Raw genomic sequence first — 17943 nt, 5'->3', positions numbered from 1 at the left:
GAATAAACCCGTTATTACGCTGATGGGGCCGACGGCTGCTGGTAAAACAGCTTTGGCTATTGAACTATGTAAGCATTTAGACACTGAAATTATCAGTGTTGATTCAGCGCTAGTATATAAAGGTATGGATGTAGGTACCGCTAAACCTGAACCCAGTGAGTTAGCGCAAGCCCCTCATCACTTAATCGACCTGATCGATCCCAAAGAAAGCTACTCTGTGGCTGATTTTCGTCGTGATGCGATAGCCCTGATAGATAAACTACATGCACAAGGCAAAATCCCGGTGTTGGTTGGTGGTACAATGATGTACTTCAAAGGGCTTATAGATGGCTTATCTCCATTGCCTGAAGCTTCTGCTCAGGTTCGCACTGAATTGGAGCGCGATGCTGCAGAGCAAGGGTGGCCGGCACTTCACGCCGAGCTGGCTAAAATTGATCCTGAGGCTGCTGAGAAAATTAGTGAAAATGACTCTCAGCGTATTAATCGGGCCTTAGAGGTGTATCGTATAACAGGTAAGCCCATGTCGTTATTGCAAAAGCAAAAACAACCAGAGCTACCTTATACTTTTTACCAATTTGCGATCGCACCTAGCGATCGTAAAGTATTACATGAAAGAATCGAGAAAAGATTTAAAATAATGCTCGATCAAGGGTTTAAAAACGAAGTTTTGACCCTATATAATCGAAAAGATTTACATCCTGATTTGCCTTCAATCCGCTGTGTTGGATATCGGCAAATGTGGGAGCATTTAAGCGGTGAATGCGATTACGATGAAATGGTATTCAAAGGTATCGCCGCTACCAGACAACTTGCAAAGCGACAGTTGACCTGGCTTCGTAGTTGGCCAAATGTAACTTGGCTAGAGACCGGAGAGCAAGAAAACTTGCAACGAATTTTAAGTTCGCTAAGCTAATAGTAGTTGAACCGATAATTTGTTTTGTTTTATTCAACTAACTCAACATAATAACACCTAGAACGAAGGATAAGAAAATGGCAAAAGGCCAATCGTTACAAGACCCGTTTTTGAATGTCTTGCGTCGTGAGCGCATTCCAGTTTCAATTTTTTTAGTTAACGGCATCAAATTACAAGGCAAAATACAGTCTTTTGACCAATTTGTAATTTTACTTGAAAATACCGTGAACCAGATGGTTTACAAACATGCTATCTCAACAGTTGTTCCTGCTAGAGCTGTCAATTTCCAAAATACACAAGGAAATGAAGGCGCAGAACAAAGTGAAGATGGAAATTTTTAATAGATATTAGGAGCATATTGCTTGTTTGACCGTTATGAAGCCGGCGAACAGGCAGTCTTAGTGCACATAGAGTTTCCTAATGAAGGAGATCGTGAAGATCTGCAAGAATTGGAAATGCTAGTATCTTCTGCTGGTGTTAGTAGCGTGGCGGTTGTGCAAGGCAGCCGTCAGGCACCTCACCCCAAGCTATTTGTCGGTACGGGTAAAGCAGAAGAAATTGCCGAGATTGTCAGAACTTATAAAGCAGACGTCATTATATTTAATCACCAACTAAGTCCTTCTCAAGAAAGAAATTTAGAGCATATTTGTCGATGCCGTGTGCTAGATAGAACAACGCTTATCTTGGATATATTTGCTCAGCGAGCAAGAACGCACGAAGGTAAGTTGCAAGTTGAGTTGGCTCAGCTGAGGCATATTTCAACACGCTTGATTAGAGGGTGGACGCACTTAGAGAGGCAAAAGGGCGGGATCGGCCTGCGCGGCCCTGGTGAGACACAATTAGAAACGGATCGTCGACTACTCAGAGAGCGTATAAAGAGTATTCGTAAAAGGCTGGATAAAGTCGCCGTTGTTCGAGAACAAGGACGCAGAGCGAGAAGCCGCAATGAAATACCGACAGTGTCATTAGTTGGTTATACGAATGCTGGCAAGTCCACGCTTTTCAACCGAATTACAAATTCCGATGTGTATGCAGCAGACCAACTGTTTGCAACGCTTGATCCGACGCTGCGTAAACTTGAAATTGATGATGTAGGCGCTGTAATACTGGCCGATACGGTTGGGTTTATCAGGCATTTACCTCATGATTTAGTCGCGGCATTTAAAGCGACATTGACAGAGACACGGGAAGCTGATTTGCAGCTTCATGTGGTAGATGTTGCAGATCAAAGAAGAAAAGAAAATATAGAACAGGTACAATCGGTCTTGGAAGAGATTGAGGCAGATGAAATTCCTCAATTGCTGGTCTATAACAAAATTGATTTAGTTGAGGAAATTCAACCTAAAATCGATAGAGACGAAAATGGTGTGCCGATTAGAGTATGGCTTTCAGCGCAGGCGAATGAAGGCATAGAGTTGCTCTCGCAAGCAATATCTGAATTGCTTGCGAAAAAGATGTTTTGTCATCAGCTCTTGGTGCCGCCTGCTTTTGGCAAGCTACGTGGAGCGTTGTTTAATCTCAATGCCGTTCACAGCGAGAGCTACGATGAGCTCGGCAACTGGTTGCTGGATGTGAGGTTACCTCAAGCCGACTGGGAGCGATTGAAAAAAGAACAAGGGCCGGAAATAGAACGGTTTATTGCTCAAAATTGAAAAAAATACTAATTCGGCCTAATTCTCTATAAGAATGCGGCAATTTTTGTTAGATTTAATTTAATTCATTTTATAACAATGGAGTATAGCTATGGCCTGGAACGAACCGGGTAATAATGGCAATGATAACGACCCGTGGAAAAATCGCGGTGGACGAGATCAAGGGCCACCTGATCTGGACGAGGTATTCCGCAAGTTTAACAACAAGTTTGGCGGGATATTTGGCGGTAAGCCAGGTAACAATAAGAATGGACTTGGCGGCGCTGGAATTACCTTCATTTTTATTATTGCTTTAATTGTATGGGCACTAAGTGGTATTTATACGGTTAAAGAAGCTGAGCGCGGTATCGTGCTGCAATTTGGGAAATTCGACCGTATTGCTGAACCGGGTTTACGCTGGAAAATGACGTTTATCGAGCGTGTAATTCCAATTGATATTGAAGCCGTTCGCTCTTTATCAGCATCTGGTTTTATGCTAACAGAAGATGAAAACGTGGTAAGTGTTGAGTTTGAAGTGCAGTATCGTGTTGTTGACCCAACATTATATCGCTTCAGTGTAACAGATGCAGACCACAGTTTGCAGCAAGCACTTGATAGTGCCCTTCGCTACGTAGTAGGCCATTCTCGCATGGACCAAGTATTAACGACAGGTCGTGAGCAGGTGCGTCAACGTACGTGGGATGAGCTTAACAAAATTATTGAACCATATAACCTTGGTTTGATTGTGACAGACGTCAACTTCAAAGACTCTCGTCCTCCTGCTGAAGTTAAAGATGCATTTGACGACGCAATTGCTGCACAAGAAGATGAAGAGCGTTTCATTCGTGAAGCAGAAGCATACGCGAGAGAAATAGAGCCTCGTGCACGTGGTCAAGTGACTCGTATGACTCAAGAGGCAGAAGGTTACAAAGAGCGTATCATTTTAGAAGCCCAAGGTGAGGTCGCTCGCTTTGAAAAGTTACTACCTGAATACGCAGCAGCGAAACAAGTAACACGTGAACGTTTATACATTGAGGCGATGGAAGAAATTCTAGGTCGCAGCTCTAAAGTTATCGTTGATGTGAAAGGCGGCAATAACATGATGTATTTGCCACTTGATAAGATCATGCAGCAATCTCAATCATCTGCACCTGTGACTCTGCCTAGCCGAAACGACATTAACCAGTTGCGTCAAACACTGGGTCAGTCTCGTAACAGCAGCGTAAACAGCAGTAATGATAGATTCTCACAAGATCGTTTTAACAGCGGGAGATAATATTGATGAGAAATTTTGGTTTTGTCTTTTTAATACTTCTCGCCCTGTTAGGGTTTTCTTCTGTCTTTGTTGTAACTGAAGGGCAGCGTGCGATTGTGCTGTTATTTAGTAAAGTACAAAAAGACAGTGCAGATAACGCAGTTGTTTACGAGCCGGGGTTGCATCTAAAAGTGCCATTCTTTAGCCAAGTACGTCATCTTGATGCGCGTATTCAAACATTGGATGGTGCACCTGATCGTTTCGTAACAAGCGAGAAGAAAGACCTTATTGTTGATTCTTATGTCAAATGGCGTGTCAGTGACTTTTCTAACTTTTACTTACGTGCTCGTGGTGATAAGCAATATGCTGAAACGCTACTAAAACAGAAAGTAAACAATGGCTTAAGAACTAACTTCGGTTCTCGAACAATTAAAGAAATTGTATCGGGTGAGCGAAGTGAGCTGATGGCAGAAGCGTTAGTTCAAGCCTCTGACAGTGCACAAGAACTAGGTATTGAAGTGCTGGATGTGCGCGTTAAGCAAATTAACCTACCGAACGAAGTCAGTAATTCAATCTTCCAACGTATGCGTGCTGAGCGTACGGCGGTTGCAAAAGAGCACCGCTCAGAAGGTCAAGAGAAAGCTGAGACTATTCGTGCTGAAGTTGACCGTCGTGTAACGGTTATGTTGGCTGATGCTGAGCGTAATGCGCGTACAGTTCGAGGTGAAGGTGATGCAGAAGCGGCTAATATTTATGCGTTAGCATATAACAAAGATCCTGAGTTCTTTGGCTTTATACGTTCGTTAGAAGCGTATAAGAAAACTTTCACAAGCAAAAGCGATGTTATGGTACTTTCGCCTGATAGTGAGTTTTTTGACTACATGAAGCAGAAGGACAGCAAGTAGTCTTTGCTTTTGTAAAGTCATTAATTTGAAATAAAAAGCCCGCATTGTGTCGGGCTTTTTTGTATTTATTTCAATCGCTTTTATTTAATATCAAAGTGTCTGAAGAAAAATCATTCGAAACAGGGTGATTTTCCCCTGCCTTTTCTGGTAAAATCTGCGCCTAATTTTTTCTAAGTGATATTGCAATGGGTAAAAACGTCGTTGTATTAGGCACCCAATGGGGTGACGAAGGTAAAGGTAAGGTTGTAGACCTACTTACAGATAAGGCTTCTTTAGTTGTACGCTATCAAGGTGGACACAACGCTGGCCATACTTTGGTTATTAATGGTGAGAAAACAGTACTGCACTTGATCCCATCAGGTATTTTACGTGACAACGTAAAGTGTGTGATCGGTAACGGTGTTGTTTTGGCGCCAGATGCACTAATGAAAGAAGTAAACATGCTTGAAGAGCGTGGTGTACCTGTTCGTGAGCGTCTGCTTATCAGTGAAGCATGTCCGCTAATTCTTCCTTACCATGTTGCGCTAGACCAAGCACGTGAACTTGCACGTGGTAATAAAGCCATCGGTACAACCGGTCGTGGTATTGGTCCAGCATACGAAGACAAAGTTGCACGCCGTGGTCTTCGTGTTGGTGACCTATTCAACCCAGAGCAATTCGCTGCAAAACTTAAAGAAGTTATTGAGTACCACAACTTCTCACTAGAGCATTACTACAAAGTAGAGCCAGTAGATTTCCAGAAGACTTACGATGATGCGATGGAAATTGCCAAAATTCTTAAGTCAATGATTGTTGATGTTACTGAGCTGCTTGATCAAACTCGTGAGAAGGGTGACAACATCCTATTTGAAGGTGCGCAAGGTACTCTGCTAGACATCGACCACGGTACTTACCCGTATGTTACGTCGTCAAATACGACAGCAGGTGGTGTAGCAACTGGTGCAGGTTTTGGCCCGTTGAACCTAGATTACGTGCTAGGTATTGTTAAAGCTTATACTACACGAGTAGGCTCAGGTCCTTTCCCAACTGAACTATATGATGGTGTAGATAAGCAAGACCCAGTTGGTAAGCACTTAGGTGAAAAAGGCCATGAGTTTGGCGCGACAACAGGTCGTTTACGTCGTACGGGCTGGTTTGACGCAGTTGCAATGCGCCGTGCGGTTCAAATCAACAGCATCACAGGTTTCTGCTTAACTAAGCTAGATGTATTAGATGGCGTTGAAACAATTAAAATTTGTACTGGCTACCAACTTGAAGATGGTACAGTAACAAACGTGACACCTCTTGCGGCAGAAGGTTACGAGAAGGTAACGCCTGTTTATGAAGAGATGCCTGGTTGGAGCGAGAACACATTCGGCGCAACGTCAGTTGAACAATTGCCGGAAGCTGCGATCAATTACATCAAGCGCTTAGAAGAAATTACCGGTGTACCAGTCGATATTATTTCAACAGGTCCAGACCGTGTAGAAACAATGATTGTTCGCAACCCATTCGGCGAATAATGAAAAATAAAAAAAGCTGCTTCGACAGCTTTTTTTATATCCAATTATATCCTATAAAATAATTTGGTATGGTTTTTGTATCCATATTTGTAGACATCAAATAATTGCCAAATATTATGATTAGAACACTTCGACTTCCTCTGATAACGCTTGGGTTCATTTTTGCAGGGCACTGTGCTGCCAATGAACAAATAGAGGCGGTACCTTTATATACCCAAGATGAGTTGATCACCTTAATCAATAATAATGCCCATTTGCAGCGTGTGAAAGATGATGACTGCCAGTTAGTGCAGGATATAGAAGCACGTGCGGAAATTATGGGCCTGCCATCTTATCAGTTTTTGTATGGCGATATGTTGGCATATGAAGTCTGCGTTGAGCGTGATGTGGAGTTGGGTCTGTATTATATGAAGCAAGCGGCACAGCAAGGCCTTGCTGCGGCGCTTGAGCAACTCGGTAGATACTATGATATAGGCCAACTGGTGCAAGCTGATAAAGCGATGGCAATTGTATATTTGCGCGAAGCGGCTGCGCTTGGGAACTTAAATGCACAATTGCGTCTTGTTGGGTTATTCAATCAAGGATTTGGAAGTCCTCGCGACTATGAAGATGCTTATCGATGGTTGTTTCACGCTGTAGTTGCTGATAAGCAGGTACATAAACAAATAGAAAGCTCACTGACAAGGTTAGCTGAAAAAATGCCCGAGAGTGTTATCAAACGGGCAAGATTGCCAAATTAACTTAACTGCTTAACTTCTCACCAATTGAAGACTCTTTACTTGCCGGGTCTTTCAAAATAGACATCTTAGGTGGTTGCAAAGCCAAAATTTTGTCACCCTGTTGCGGGAGCTTCTCCTCTTCGGAAGTAAAAGGCCTCACGGATAAAGGATCGTCCTCTTTTTTCTGTTCAGAGATGATGAACAAAGGAATTGCTTCTTTATTAATTTCTAAGTATTGCTCCCAACTAAACTCCTCTGACAATCTAGTGGCACTTACTTTACCGCCTTTTGCCATCAAACTGCTCAGCTTGGCGTAATTACCTGTGTCTCCAAATAATATTTGCCGAGATAAAAAAGTAGCGCTGTCTTTATTCGCTTTAGCGTGGTTTGTCGATGACTTTAACGAGTATACACTCTGCTCATCGAGTAAGTGAGAAAAGTATTGTACGCCTAATGCATTGTGATGGCGATTGGGTGATAAAGCGAGTACAGAGTGTAAACTGGTAAGCGGCAGGTAGCGCTCCGCATGCTCTGATTGTGGGTTACCGTAATAACAAGGCAGGCCATCCATTCTCGCCATTTTGCAGTTTTCCCATGCAGGATCGGACAGGTAAACGTCTATGTTTTGCTCTTTGAGTCCACAGGCAATTGCTCGTGCTACATGGTTGGCACCAATGATCAATAGGGTATTTGGGCTGGGTTGTCGGACACCCAGTAGGCGTGCTAATGGCGTTGCAGTTAAACTTTGAAGTATGACAGTGACAATAATGACGGTGAAGATGAGCGGTACTATTTTCGCCGCATCGGGGTGCCCGGATTGTGCCATACTGAGCGCAAATACAGATCCAACTGCAGCGGCAACAATACCGCGTGGAGCTATCCATGCGAGCATTAAGCGAGATTTGAGCTGAATGTCGCTATTAAAAGTCGAAACGGCAATGCTAAGGGGCCTTGCGACAAATAGCACGATGGCTAAAAACCAAAATATACCACTATCTAGCATCATTAATTCTTCTAGCTTCAAGCGTGCAGCTAGCAAAATAAATAGGCTAGAAATCAATATCATCGACAAGTCCTCTTTGAACTCTAGCACCGCATCTATTTCTAAATCATCCTGATTGGCAAGCCAAATACCAAAAATCGTCACCGCTAGTAAGCCTGACTCGTGACTTAAATGGTTTGACAGCGTAAAGCTCATCAATACCAGAGCTAATATCCCAAACTTGTGCAGCTCAAACGGCAGCCACTCTTTGCGGATAATATAGCTGGTAAACCAGCCAGAAACGATACCCACACTTAATCCGACACCGAGTGTCGATAGTAGAGCCATTAATGTGTGGCTAAATACCCCATCTTGATCAACTAAACTGACGGCCTCAAACACCAATACAGCAAACAAAGCGCCTATTGGATCAATAACGATGCCTTCCCAACGTAAGATTCTATCTATATCTTTGGTTGGGCGCATGGCATTGAGCATAGGCGCAATAACGGTGGGGCCGGTCACAACCAGTACTGCTCCCAAAACCGCTGCGACGGGCCAATCCAACTCCAATACATAAATGGCGCAGGCGGTAATAATAACAAAGGTAGTTAACATGCCAATTGAGCAGAGATTACGAACTACTTTTCCAATCCCCTTTAGCTCTCGAAAATGAAGTGTCAAAGACCCTTCAAAAAGTATGATGGCTACAGACAAGGAAACGACGGGAAAAAGGAGATCACCTAATAGTTTATCTGGGTCTAACACACCAGAAACAGGACCCAGCAATAGCCCTGTTAATAGTAAAAATAAAATTGCGGGTACTTTTGCAACCCATGCCAGCCACTGGGCAAATACAGAACATATGGCAATTGCGGCGATGTAAATAGCCGACATAAACTCTCCAGCTTAGTTAGCTTATTGAATATTAGTATAGTGTTAGCCTCGTTATATCATAGTAAATAAGTCAAAAAAGAGAATAAGCTGTTAAAAGTGCTTTCTTTTTTCCGATTCTTTTGACAAATTTTCTGGTAGGGGGACGAGCAATTAAAGTGTGCAATTTAAACAATATTCACTTTACCAGGCTCTTTTAAAATGCGTATTATCAAGGTCTGAGTAACAGGCTCTGTGTGAATACACACTAGCTAGGGATGAGAGGAAGACGATGACATTAATAACGAATTTGGCCAAAAACGCCGCAAAGGCTGCAAAAAAGCTGGCGATTCTCGATACAGAACAGAAAAACGCCATACTGATCGAGATGGCAAGCGCGCTTCGAGCAAATGAACAGAGTATTTTAGATGCGAATGCGCTAGACCTTGGCGCGGCACGGGACAATCAGCTCTCGCAGGCTATGGTAGACCGTTTAACTTTAAATTCGCAACGTATAAATGACATGGCTTTAGGGCTAGAAGAAGTAGCGGCGCTTCCAGATCCAGTTGGGGAGGTGCGAGTTCTTGGCAAGCAACCGAGTGGCATTGAAGTGCAAAAAATGCGTGTTCCACTGGGGGTTATTTGTATGATTTACGAAGCGAGGCCAAATGTGACCGCTGATGCAGGTGCCTTGTGCTTTAAGTCTGGCAATGGCGTAATCTTACGCGGCGGAAAGGAGGCGTTAAATAGCTCTTTGTCGATTGCGCAAGTTATGCATGGTGTGCTGAATGAACATGGTTTACCTACTGAGCTGATCACCGTTGTCCCCGATCCTGATAGAGCCCTTATGTTAGAGCTAATGCAACAAAAGGCCTACATCGACCTAATAATCCCGAGAGGGGGTGAAGGTTTGATTGAGTTTGTGACCGAGCACAGTACTGTCCCTGTTATTCAGCACTTTAAGGGTGTGTGCCACTTATATGTAGATAAAGATGCAGATTTAGATATGGCAATCGACTTGCTTTTAAATGGTAAAACACAGAGGACAGGTGTATGCAATGCACTCGAAGGGTTAATTGTGCACAGTGCAATCGCGCAAACCTTTTTGCCACGAGTGAGGGACGTGTTGAGTGAAGCGGGTGTTCAGGTTCATGCTTGTCAGTCAGCTGCGGCGTATTTTAGCTGTGCAAACGTACTGGACGATGGTGAATTTGGAGAAGAGTATTTGGGACTAGAGATAGCAATCCGTATTGTTGATGATTTTTCTGCGGCACTGGTACACATAGATCAATTTGGCAGCCATCACACTGAGGTTATATGCACTCAATCTGAGCAAACAGCTAAACAATTTCAAACATGTGTGGATGCGTCTGTTGTTATGGTAAATGCGTCGTCTAGATTTAGTGACGGTGGTCAACTAGGTTTAGGTGCTGAAATTGGTATTGCAACCACTAAATTGCATGCATATGGTCCAATGGGATTGGAGTCGTTAACAACCGAAAAGTACTTGGTTAATGGAACGGGAAATATAAGAAGTTAGTAAAGTGGTGGAGCTAAGCAGGATCGAACTGCTGACCTCCTGCGTGCAAGGCAGGCGCTCTCCCAGCTGAGCTATAGCCCCACTTTAAATTGGGAAGTATCACAAAAGAAAATTGGTGGAGCTAAGCAGGATCGAACTGCTGACCTCCTGCGTGCAAGGCAGGCGCTCTCCCAGCTGAGCTATAGCCCCAACATGTCTTTTGGACGAGGCGAAATTTAAAGACTTTTGCCTCCCGCGTCAAGTTTTTTTATTAAAAAACTCAAAAATACGAGCAGCTTTGGTACACTGGGACAAATTTATGGATAGGAAAATTATGAGTCGTCTATTTTTACTGCTCTTGTCAACTGTGCTGGTTGCTTGTAGTTCCGCCCCAAAACCTGATTTTGAAATAGAAAAACAAACCTTACATAAGCGCATCAACGCAGAAGGTCAGCCCGAGTTTGCGTTTGTAGTGACGGTGAAGTCTACACCCAGAATGGATCTTGCTAAAAATAAACCTATCTCAAAAAAGGAACTGAAAAAGTTTGCAGATTACCAGCGAGTTGAAGAATCGCCCGAGTTGAAGTTAGTACTTGAGGATACAGCTGTGACATTGTTACAGCAGGCTTTGAAAGCCGACAATTATTGTCAGAGCGGTTATAACATTGACAATGTTTATTGGCGTCAACGTAGTGTGCAGTTGCGAGGACATTGTTTGTGACATTATCTCGTTATGAGGCGTTAGAAAGGCATCTGGCTCAATTGAACATTCACTATTTAAGTTACCAACACGTACCATTGGCGAATTGCGATGCAGCCAAAGAAATCGGCCTAGAGCGAGATGGTACGGGATTAAAAAACCTATTTTTACGCGACAACTATGGTAAAAGGCACTTTTTGGTGATCACGCGAGCTGAAAAGCAGCTTGATTTAAAAACTTTGTCAAAGCAGCAGGGTGTTTCTCGACTTGGGTTTTGTTCCAGTGAACGTTTGGCGAAATATCTGCAAGTTAGGCCCGGTTGTGTCTCTGCACTTGCGACTTTCAACGACACAGAAAATCATGTTGAATTGTGGTTAGACAGTGAATTGGAAGATGCTAAACAATGGCAGTGTCACCCATTTGAAAATGACAAAACTTGGGTATTACAGCTGGCTGATTTAAAGGTGTTTTGGCAAAGAAGTGGTCACACTCCACACTGGGTTTCACTGCCAGTGCGTTGATTTTGCAATACTAAGTAACCGCCAAACATACACACAAATAGTAAACTAATTAAGAAGATTGCCAATCCATATATTTGATAAATAAAGCCGGGTACGAAAGTGCCTAGCGCCCCGCCACAATAATAAAATGATACATAAGCACCATTGGTGATGCTGGCATTGGCCGTACTGAGTTCGTTGGCTAGGGGAGCCGCACTGGCATGTATCATAAACATGCAGGCACAGAAGAGTGTAAACATGGCGACAAAGAAGCTGAGAGAGCTCCATTGCATGGCAAGTAAAGTCAGGCTGTAGATAGCAAATAACGTCGTTAAAATTTGCCAATTATTATGGGTTAATTTTGACAGCAAGGGGGTAACCATCGAGATTAATGCGCCGACTAAATAGCCACTGTATATCCAAGCTATCAGCTTAGGATCTTTGACTTGATACTCGTTACTCAAAATAAAAGGGAGGTAATTTAGCAGTGCAGAAAAGCAGTAAAACATGCAAAAAACCGCCCCATAAAGGCGCAGCAACTTGGCCGACTTTAAAGGTTTTAAATACGCTCTTGGAGAAGTGATTGGTGCTTGGCTTGTTGATTTGTCGTAGGTAGGTTTAACCATCAAAGCAAGTACCAAAAGCAACACAGCATTAAATAGGTAAAAGCTTTCGAACCCCCACCATGTCGCAAAATTTGCCGCCAAAGCTCTACCTAAATACCCCCCAGCAATGGTACTACCTACATACCAAGTCATGTTCTTACGCAGACATTGGCCTTGCCAAGTTTGCCCTATATAGCCAGTCATTGAAGTCAGTGCCGCGGGCAGCAACAGCCCTTCTATAAATCGCATAGCTAAAAATAACTCAAACTGCTGAGTTACACCTATCACAGTGCAACACAGTGCCAGCGCAATCATAGTATTACGCAGCACAATGAGTTTACAAAATCTGGTTAAAACCAAACCATAAAAAATGGGCGCGACAGCCAATGGCAGCATGGTGACAGTCATTAAAAGGCCTGATTTTGCGGGGGTGATCGCGAAGTGTTCAGCAAATTGCGCCAGCATTGGCTGTGGCGCATAAAGCACGAAAAATATAACCACAGAGCAGAGCAGTAAATGAAATATTGGCATACGATTTCTTAGCGATGAATGTACTTAATTATTATCTACATTTGACGAAGCTTTTTCTCTAAAAAGAAGTAAAAACTTGTTATACATCATAAATTACTTTAGTGGCTTTGCTAGATTAATGTACATGGCTCAAAAATGAATTCGTGTTTGTTAGAAGCTGTATGTACTTTTCCCTAGCTATTAAAGAAATTGTTTAGAGATTTGCTAATTTTGGTATTAAAATGGCGGCAAGTTTAGATTGATGGAGTGGCATTATGGGGTCTTTACAGGATCAGCTGTTAAAAGCCGGTTTGACAACTGAGCACAAAATGAAAGTTGCCAAGACGGAAAAACGCAAGCAGCAAAAGAAGAAAAAGAAAAAAGGCGCAACAAGCGATCAAACAGATCTGCAAAAGCATATTGAGCAAACCAAACTTGCTCAGCAGCAAAAAGCAGAAGCGCAAAATAAAGCGAAGCAAGACGATTTAAAAGAACGTGAACAAGTCGCACGTGTTAAACAAATCCTAGAGCATCACAACCAAGCAGAGATCAAAGGCGACCGCACATTTAACTTCACTTATGAAAATAAAGTCAAGGAGCTAGATGTAAACGAACAGACGCAACAGGCTTTATCAAAGGGACGTTTAGCAATCTGCGTACTGGAAGGGCAGTTCTATGTATTAGAAGATGAACCAGCTAGAAAGATTGCCGAAGTTGATGAAAAGTACATCGTTTTCCACGTCGAAGATAACAACGACAAGCAGGATGGCGATGATCCATACTCGGGCTATGAAGTGCCAGACGACCTGATTTGGTAATGTATTAGGTTCATTTCTCTTAGCTGACTAGGTTCATATTCTAAAACTGAATTAAGTAATTGTGTAGAGCGGCTTTGAGTCGTCTACACTGGTTAAATAACCGTCAAAAAAGAGAAATGATATGATGAAGATAAAGCAATTTGTGTTTGCATCAAGCATGGCTGTCACTGCAATGCTCTCTGGTAATGTAGCTGCTGCAGATGGTAAGGCGTTGTACTCTGCAAAGTTATGCCAAACGTGCCATGGAGCGGAAGGGAAATCACCTATAATGCCTTTGTACCCAAAAGTTAATGGGCAAAGTAAAGAGTATCTTTTAGCGCAAATGAAAGATATTAAAACAGGCAAACGCAGCAATGGTATGTCTGCTGCAATGAAAGCCATGGTTGCCAATGTATCTGATGCAGAACTAGAAGCGATTGCTGCCTATCTTTCTACAGTAAACTAAGTTTTAACTGCTGGAAAAAGCCACCTTTCATGGTGGCTTTTTTAGTACCGAATTAATTTGCACAGGGGGAGCTCTGTGTATTGAACTATTTTTTTATGTGTTTTAGACTTCTATACATCTAAAAACACCATGGTGAGTGTAAGGAGCAAAGATGTTTGATCTACCTGAGTTAAACCTAAAGGGTAAAGTGAGCGATGAAGAGTGGAAGTTACGCGTTGATCTTGCAGCTTGTTATCGCTTGGTTGAGCATTTTCGTTGGGGCGACTTAATTTATACCCATATGTCAGCTAGGTTGCCAGGGACCAATCATTATTTAGTTAACGCATTTGGCTTGAGTTTTGACGAGGTAACCGCATCCAATTTAGTGAAAGTAGATCTGCAAGGAAATATTCTCGATGATACGCCATACGAGATAAACCCTGCTGGTTTTACAATTCACAGCGCTATCCACGAGGTACGTGAAGATGCCCATTGCGTAATTCATTTGCATACCAAAGAAACGATTGCCGTAGCGAGTCTTGAGGGGGGATTGCAGCCTTTAAGTCAACACAGTATGTTTTCGCTTCCTTCTTTGTCTTATCACGGCTATGAAGGACTTGCTGTAAATGATGACGAAAGAGCGCGTTTGCAAGCCGATCTGGGCAATACCAACCATATGCTATTGGTAAACCATGGTGGTCTAACGGTGGGACCAACTGTTGGAGATGCATTTATGCGCTTTTATGATTTGCAAAGAGCGTGTGAAATTCAAGTGGCGATATTGGCCACTGGGCAACCCGCAATTGCAGTACCTCAACCAATCCAAGATAACATTTATAATCAAGCTAAAGTTGTGCACAGCGGGAGTACCGGTGGTCAGTTAGCTTGGCCTGCAATGCTCAGAAAAGCATATCGCTTAGATCCTGGCTTTGCCAAATAGGAGTCGAAATGAAAGTAAATCGCGTCGAAGTATTTGATATACACTGTCCAGACAGACCAGCTTGGACACCTGTCTTCATCAGGATTCATACTGATGAAGGGATCTCGGGAGTAGGTGAAGCAGGACTTGCTTATGATTTGGGACACAGTGCTGCGGCAAGTATGATCAAAGAAATGGCTGAGGCATTTTTGATTGGTCATGACCCATTCCAAACTGAGCTGTTATGGTCTCGCATGTTGCGAGAGAGCTTTTGGGGGTTAGGTGGTGGTCCCGTGGTATATGCTGCAATGAGTGCCATCGATACTGCGCTTTGGGATATTAAAGGTAAGGCGCTAAACCTGCCTGTTTACCAGCTGTTAGGTGGTAAAGTAAATCCAGAGTTACGCACCTATGCGTCACAATTGCAATTTGACTGGGACAGCGAGTTTAAGGCCTTAGTACAGCCCCATGAATATGCAGAGGCAGCTCATAAAGCTTTGGCTGAAGGCTATGACGCGGTGAAGGTTGATCCAATTATGTATGACAAAGATGGCAATACATATTATGACCGTACAAAGCTTATCTCTCGCGGCGAAATGAAGCTATATCGATCACGTATGAAAGCTATCCGTGAAGCGGTAGGTGATGAAGTTGATATTATTTTTGAATGCCACAGCCTGCCGGGTGCGACATCGGCAATTCAAATTGCAGAGATTGCAGAAGAGTTTGACTGCATGTATTACGAAGAGCCAGTAAACTACTTAAACCATTCTTTACATGCCAAAGTTGCCAACAAAACAGCTGTGCCGATCGCAGGTGGTGAACGCCTCTATAACCGCTGGGATGTAAGACCTTATTTTGAAGATCAAAGTATTGATGTATTGCAGCCAGACATTGGTTTATGTGGTGGTTTTACTGAAACTAAAAAAGTATGTGACTATGCAGATATCTTCGATATACGCATTCAAGCACACGTTTGTGGCGGCCCGGTCGCAACCGCAGCTTCACTGCATTTAGAGACAGCCATTCCTAATTTCTTAATCCATGAGCATCATACATATGCGATTAAAAAGTGGAATAGAGAGCTTTGTCTTCAAGATCCACAACCTGAAAAAGGGGTATTTAAGGTATCAGAAGAACCTGGTATTGGGATTGAGCTGAATGATGAAGTTGTGATGCGCTCACAGCGTGTAGAAATTAAATAACGCACGTGATATCCAATAAAAAAACCAGGCTTAGCCTGGTTTTTTTATATTCAAAGAATGCATTTATTTAAGCAGAGACTCTGTCAGTACTGGGCGGATCTCTTTAACAATCGCTTGGCACAATTTAGGTGCGCCACAGACGATGTTACCGCTGTTGTTGTAGTTTGCTCCACCTGCAAAATCCATAAGCATACCGCCAGCTTCTTTTACTAACAGTTCACCTGCCGCTGTATCCCAAGGCTTAAGACCAATTTCATAGAAACCGTCAATACGGCCTGCCGCAACGTATGCCATGTCTAGTGCAGCAGAGCCTGCACGACGAATATCAGCTGTGTGAATAAATAGTGCTTTAAAAGCTTCTGTGTACGCATCTAAGTGGTGCTTTTGCTTGAATGGGAAACCAGTTGCTAACACGCTACCAGCAAGCTCGTTGCTCTTAGTTACACGAATACGCTTATTGTTTAATTGGGCACCTTGGCCACGAGATGCGGTGAATAACTCGCTACGAATTGGATCGTAAACAACAGCCTGTTCAACGCGGCCTTTTACTTTAAGTGCAATTGAAATTGCGAAATGAGGGATGCCTTTGATGAAGTTAGTTGTGCCATCAAGAGGATCAATAACCCAAAGGTAATCTTTATCTTTGCCATCAGTGTGGCCAAGCTCTTCTCCAACAATTGCGTGATCTGGGTAAGATTTTAAAATTGTGTCACGGATCACACGTTCTGCTTCTGTATCAACACTTGTCACGAAGTCGTTAGTACCCTTCTGAGTCGCTTCAACTTGAGACAGATCTTCAGTTGCACGTAAGATCACTTTACCCGCGTTACGCGCAGCGCGTACCGCAATGTTTAACATTGGATGCATAGCATTACCTTTGAATTGTAAAAGAACTAAATTTTTTGAGCCGGCGTATTCTAGCGATTTTCTCGATAAAGTAAATAACTTTGCATGAAAAAAATTGGTGTTTTTTTGTTCAGTTGGTTTGGTGGTTTGATCCTGTCAACCTATGGTAAACTACGCCATTATTTTTGTCTGAGATAAATAGCATGGCATTACAAGATATTAGAATCGTACTTGTGAACACTTCACATTCGGGAAATATTGGTTCAGTTGCACGCGCAATGAAAACCATGGGCTTTTCAAAATTATATTTAGTCGATCCTGCTTGCGAGGTAGACAGTCACGCAAGTGCACTGGCAGCAGGTGCGACAGATGTCCTTGGTGATGCAGTAACCGTTGATAAACTGGAAGATGCCATCGCAGACTGTAGTTTGGTAATAGGTACTAGCGCGCGCTCTCGCACCTTGTCTTGGCCTATGGTGGACCCAAGAGAATGTGCACAAAAACTTGTTGCTGAGTCTAGCGATGGTCCAGTTGCACTTGTGTTTGGCAGGGAAAACAGTGGCTTAACAAACGAAGAGCTACAGCTTTGTAACTACCATGTTTGTATTCCTGCAAACCCAGAGTACAGCTCTTTGAATTTGGCAATGGCTGTGCAAACACTTACTTATGAAACGCGCATGACGTTTCTGGACACACAAGAAGCTGAGCCAGAAGTTGATGACACAAAGTATCCTACCTCTGAGCAAATGGCCCTATTCTATGAGCACCTTGAATCAACCTTGAATGACACTGGTTTTATTGTAAAGCAGCACCCGGGCATGGTGATGACAAAACTCAAACGTTTGTTCAATCGTGCAAGACCGGAAGATCAAGAGCTCAACATCCTGCGTGGTATTCTCAGCTCAGTTAACAAATCAACGAAATAGTTAAGATCGGAAAGAATCTAAAGATTAGATACTTTCATCACAGTAATACTTGACTAAATTACTCGGGTAATTACAATGTCGATAATACCTGATTAAATTAGTCAGGTATTAGCTAAATGAGACTGAGTAAGTAGTAACTTATTTTATAAGCAATAGGTGTCGTTAATACTTGACTATCTTAGTCAGGTAAT

The 17943-nt window shown here is 42.9% G+C and carries 18 protein-coding genes and 2 tRNA genes; 15 read left to right on the top strand and 5 right to left on the bottom strand.

Annotation, left to right across the window (positions count from 1 at the left end):
- Window positions 1-22 precede the first annotated feature (22 nt).
- The 7 genes from miaA (at window position 23) to J8M00_RS13740 (ending at window position 6946) form a co-directional block, all read left to right on the top strand.
- Window positions 23-913 (top strand): tRNA (adenosine(37)-N6)-dimethylallyltransferase MiaA, encoded by an 891-nt coding sequence (miaA, locus tag J8M00_RS13770; RefSeq protein ID WP_247687403.1) that lies wholly within the window; start codon window positions 23-25, stop codon window positions 911-913.
- A 77-nt stretch (window positions 914-990) separates the two neighbouring features.
- Window positions 991-1254 (top strand): RNA chaperone Hfq, encoded by a 264-nt coding sequence (gene hfq, locus J8M00_RS13765; RefSeq protein ID WP_023399904.1) that lies wholly within the window; start codon window positions 991-993, stop codon window positions 1252-1254.
- A gap of 21 nt (window positions 1255-1275) precedes the next feature.
- Window positions 1276-2565 (top strand): ribosome rescue GTPase HflX, encoded by a 1290-nt coding sequence (gene hflX, locus J8M00_RS13760; RefSeq protein ID WP_023399905.1) that lies wholly within the window; start codon window positions 1276-1278, stop codon window positions 2563-2565.
- A 91-nt stretch (window positions 2566-2656) separates the two neighbouring features.
- Window positions 2657-3820: an FtsH protease activity modulator HflK gene (hflK, locus tag J8M00_RS13755; protein ID WP_211010994.1), complete on the top strand. Its 1164-nt coding sequence runs from the start codon at window positions 2657-2659 to the stop codon at window positions 3818-3820.
- A gap of 5 nt (window positions 3821-3825) precedes the next feature.
- Window positions 3826-4704 carry a protease modulator HflC gene (hflC, locus tag J8M00_RS13750; protein WP_211010992.1) on the top strand — a complete coding sequence of 293 codons (879 nt, stop codon included), beginning with the start codon at window positions 3826-3828 and terminating at the stop codon, window positions 4702-4704.
- A gap of 185 nt (window positions 4705-4889) precedes the next feature.
- Complete coding sequence (locus J8M00_RS13745) at window positions 4890-6206, top strand: adenylosuccinate synthase (protein ID WP_211010990.1); 1317 nt, start codon at window positions 4890-4892, stop codon at window positions 6204-6206.
- 116 nt (window positions 6207-6322) lie between these two features.
- Window positions 6323-6946 carry a tetratricopeptide repeat protein gene (locus J8M00_RS13740; RefSeq protein WP_211010988.1) on the top strand — a complete coding sequence of 208 codons (624 nt, stop codon included), beginning with the start codon at window positions 6323-6325 and terminating at the stop codon, window positions 6944-6946.
- A gap of 1 nt (window position 6947) precedes the next feature.
- Here the strand turns inward: J8M00_RS13740 and J8M00_RS13735 are convergent, their stop codons facing one another.
- Window positions 6948-8804 carry a cation:proton antiporter gene (locus J8M00_RS13735; RefSeq protein ID WP_211010986.1) on the bottom strand — a complete coding sequence of 619 codons (1857 nt, stop codon included), beginning with the start codon at window positions 8802-8804 and terminating at the stop codon, window positions 6948-6950.
- Between the two features lie 268 nt (window positions 8805-9072).
- On the opposite strand from J8M00_RS13735, the gene J8M00_RS13730 reads away from it, so the two are divergent.
- A complete protein-coding gene (locus tag J8M00_RS13730) occupies window positions 9073-10320 on the top strand; it encodes a glutamate-5-semialdehyde dehydrogenase (RefSeq protein ID WP_211010985.1) in 1248 nt (415 codons plus the stop codon).
- Between the two features lie 5 nt (window positions 10321-10325).
- On the opposite strand, the gene J8M00_RS13725 is transcribed toward J8M00_RS13730, so the two are convergent.
- Window positions 10326-10401 (bottom strand) — tRNA-Ala (locus J8M00_RS13725).
- Window positions 10402-10433: 32 nt separating this feature from the next.
- Window positions 10434-10509: transfer RNA gene (locus J8M00_RS13720), tRNA-Ala, on the bottom strand.
- Between the two features lie 124 nt (window positions 10510-10633).
- Between J8M00_RS13720 and J8M00_RS13715 the strand changes: the two genes are divergently transcribed.
- Entirely contained in the window at window positions 10634-11020 is a 387-nt protein-coding gene (locus J8M00_RS13715) for a hypothetical protein (RefSeq protein WP_211010983.1), read from the top strand.
- The gene (locus tag J8M00_RS13710) at window positions 11017-11520 is read left to right on the top strand and encodes a prolyl-tRNA synthetase associated domain-containing protein (protein ID WP_211010981.1); all 504 of its coding nucleotides are present in this window, start codon (window positions 11017-11019) and stop codon (window positions 11518-11520) included. Before J8M00_RS13715 ends, J8M00_RS13710 begins: the two co-directional genes overlap by 4 nt.
- Here J8M00_RS13710 and J8M00_RS13705 read toward each other — a convergent pair.
- Window positions 11484-12635, bottom strand: a complete 1152-nt coding sequence (locus J8M00_RS13705; RefSeq protein WP_211010979.1) for an MFS transporter — start codon at window positions 12633-12635, stop codon at window positions 11484-11486. The two genes, J8M00_RS13710 and J8M00_RS13705, sit on opposite strands and share 37 nt — an antisense overlap.
- Before the next feature lie 254 nt (window positions 12636-12889).
- On the opposite strand from J8M00_RS13705, the gene J8M00_RS13700 reads away from it, so the two are divergent.
- From J8M00_RS13700 to J8M00_RS13685, 4 genes are all read left to right on the top strand, one after another.
- On the top strand, window positions 12890-13432 hold the full coding sequence (locus J8M00_RS13700) for a DUF2058 domain-containing protein (protein WP_211010977.1): 543 nt from the start codon (window positions 12890-12892) through the stop codon (window positions 13430-13432).
- 157 nt (window positions 13433-13589) lie between these two features.
- A complete protein-coding gene (locus J8M00_RS13695; protein WP_432652274.1) occupies window positions 13590-13877 on the top strand; it encodes a c-type cytochrome in 288 nt (95 codons plus the stop codon).
- 151 nt (window positions 13878-14028) lie between these two features.
- A complete protein-coding gene (locus tag J8M00_RS13690) occupies window positions 14029-14796 on the top strand; it encodes a class II aldolase/adducin family protein (RefSeq protein ID WP_211010973.1) in 768 nt (255 codons plus the stop codon).
- A gap of 8 nt (window positions 14797-14804) precedes the next feature.
- On the top strand, window positions 14805-15980 hold the full coding sequence (locus tag J8M00_RS13685; protein WP_211010971.1) for a mandelate racemase/muconate lactonizing enzyme family protein: 1176 nt from the start codon (window positions 14805-14807) through the stop codon (window positions 15978-15980).
- 63 nt (window positions 15981-16043) lie between these two features.
- Here the strand turns inward: J8M00_RS13685 and suhB are convergent, their stop codons facing one another.
- Window positions 16044-16847, bottom strand: a complete 804-nt coding sequence (suhB, locus tag J8M00_RS13680) for an inositol-1-monophosphatase (protein ID WP_023399919.1) — start codon at window positions 16845-16847, stop codon at window positions 16044-16046.
- A gap of 182 nt (window positions 16848-17029) precedes the next feature.
- Here suhB and trmJ point away from each other — a divergent pair, with 182 nt between their 5' ends.
- Window positions 17030-17752: a tRNA (cytosine(32)/uridine(32)-2'-O)-methyltransferase TrmJ gene (gene trmJ / locus J8M00_RS13675; protein WP_211010970.1), complete on the top strand. Its 723-nt coding sequence runs from the start codon at window positions 17030-17032 to the stop codon at window positions 17750-17752.
- The last annotated feature ends 191 nt before the right edge of the window (window positions 17753-17943 follow it).

The organism is Pseudoalteromonas luteoviolacea, assembly GCF_018100925.1.
GTDB classification, from domain to species: Bacteria; Pseudomonadota; Gammaproteobacteria; order Enterobacterales; family Alteromonadaceae; genus Pseudoalteromonas; species Pseudoalteromonas obscura.
The sequence above is the reverse complement of the archived record's forward strand: the minus strand, read 5'-3'. Positions and strand labels throughout refer to the sequence as shown.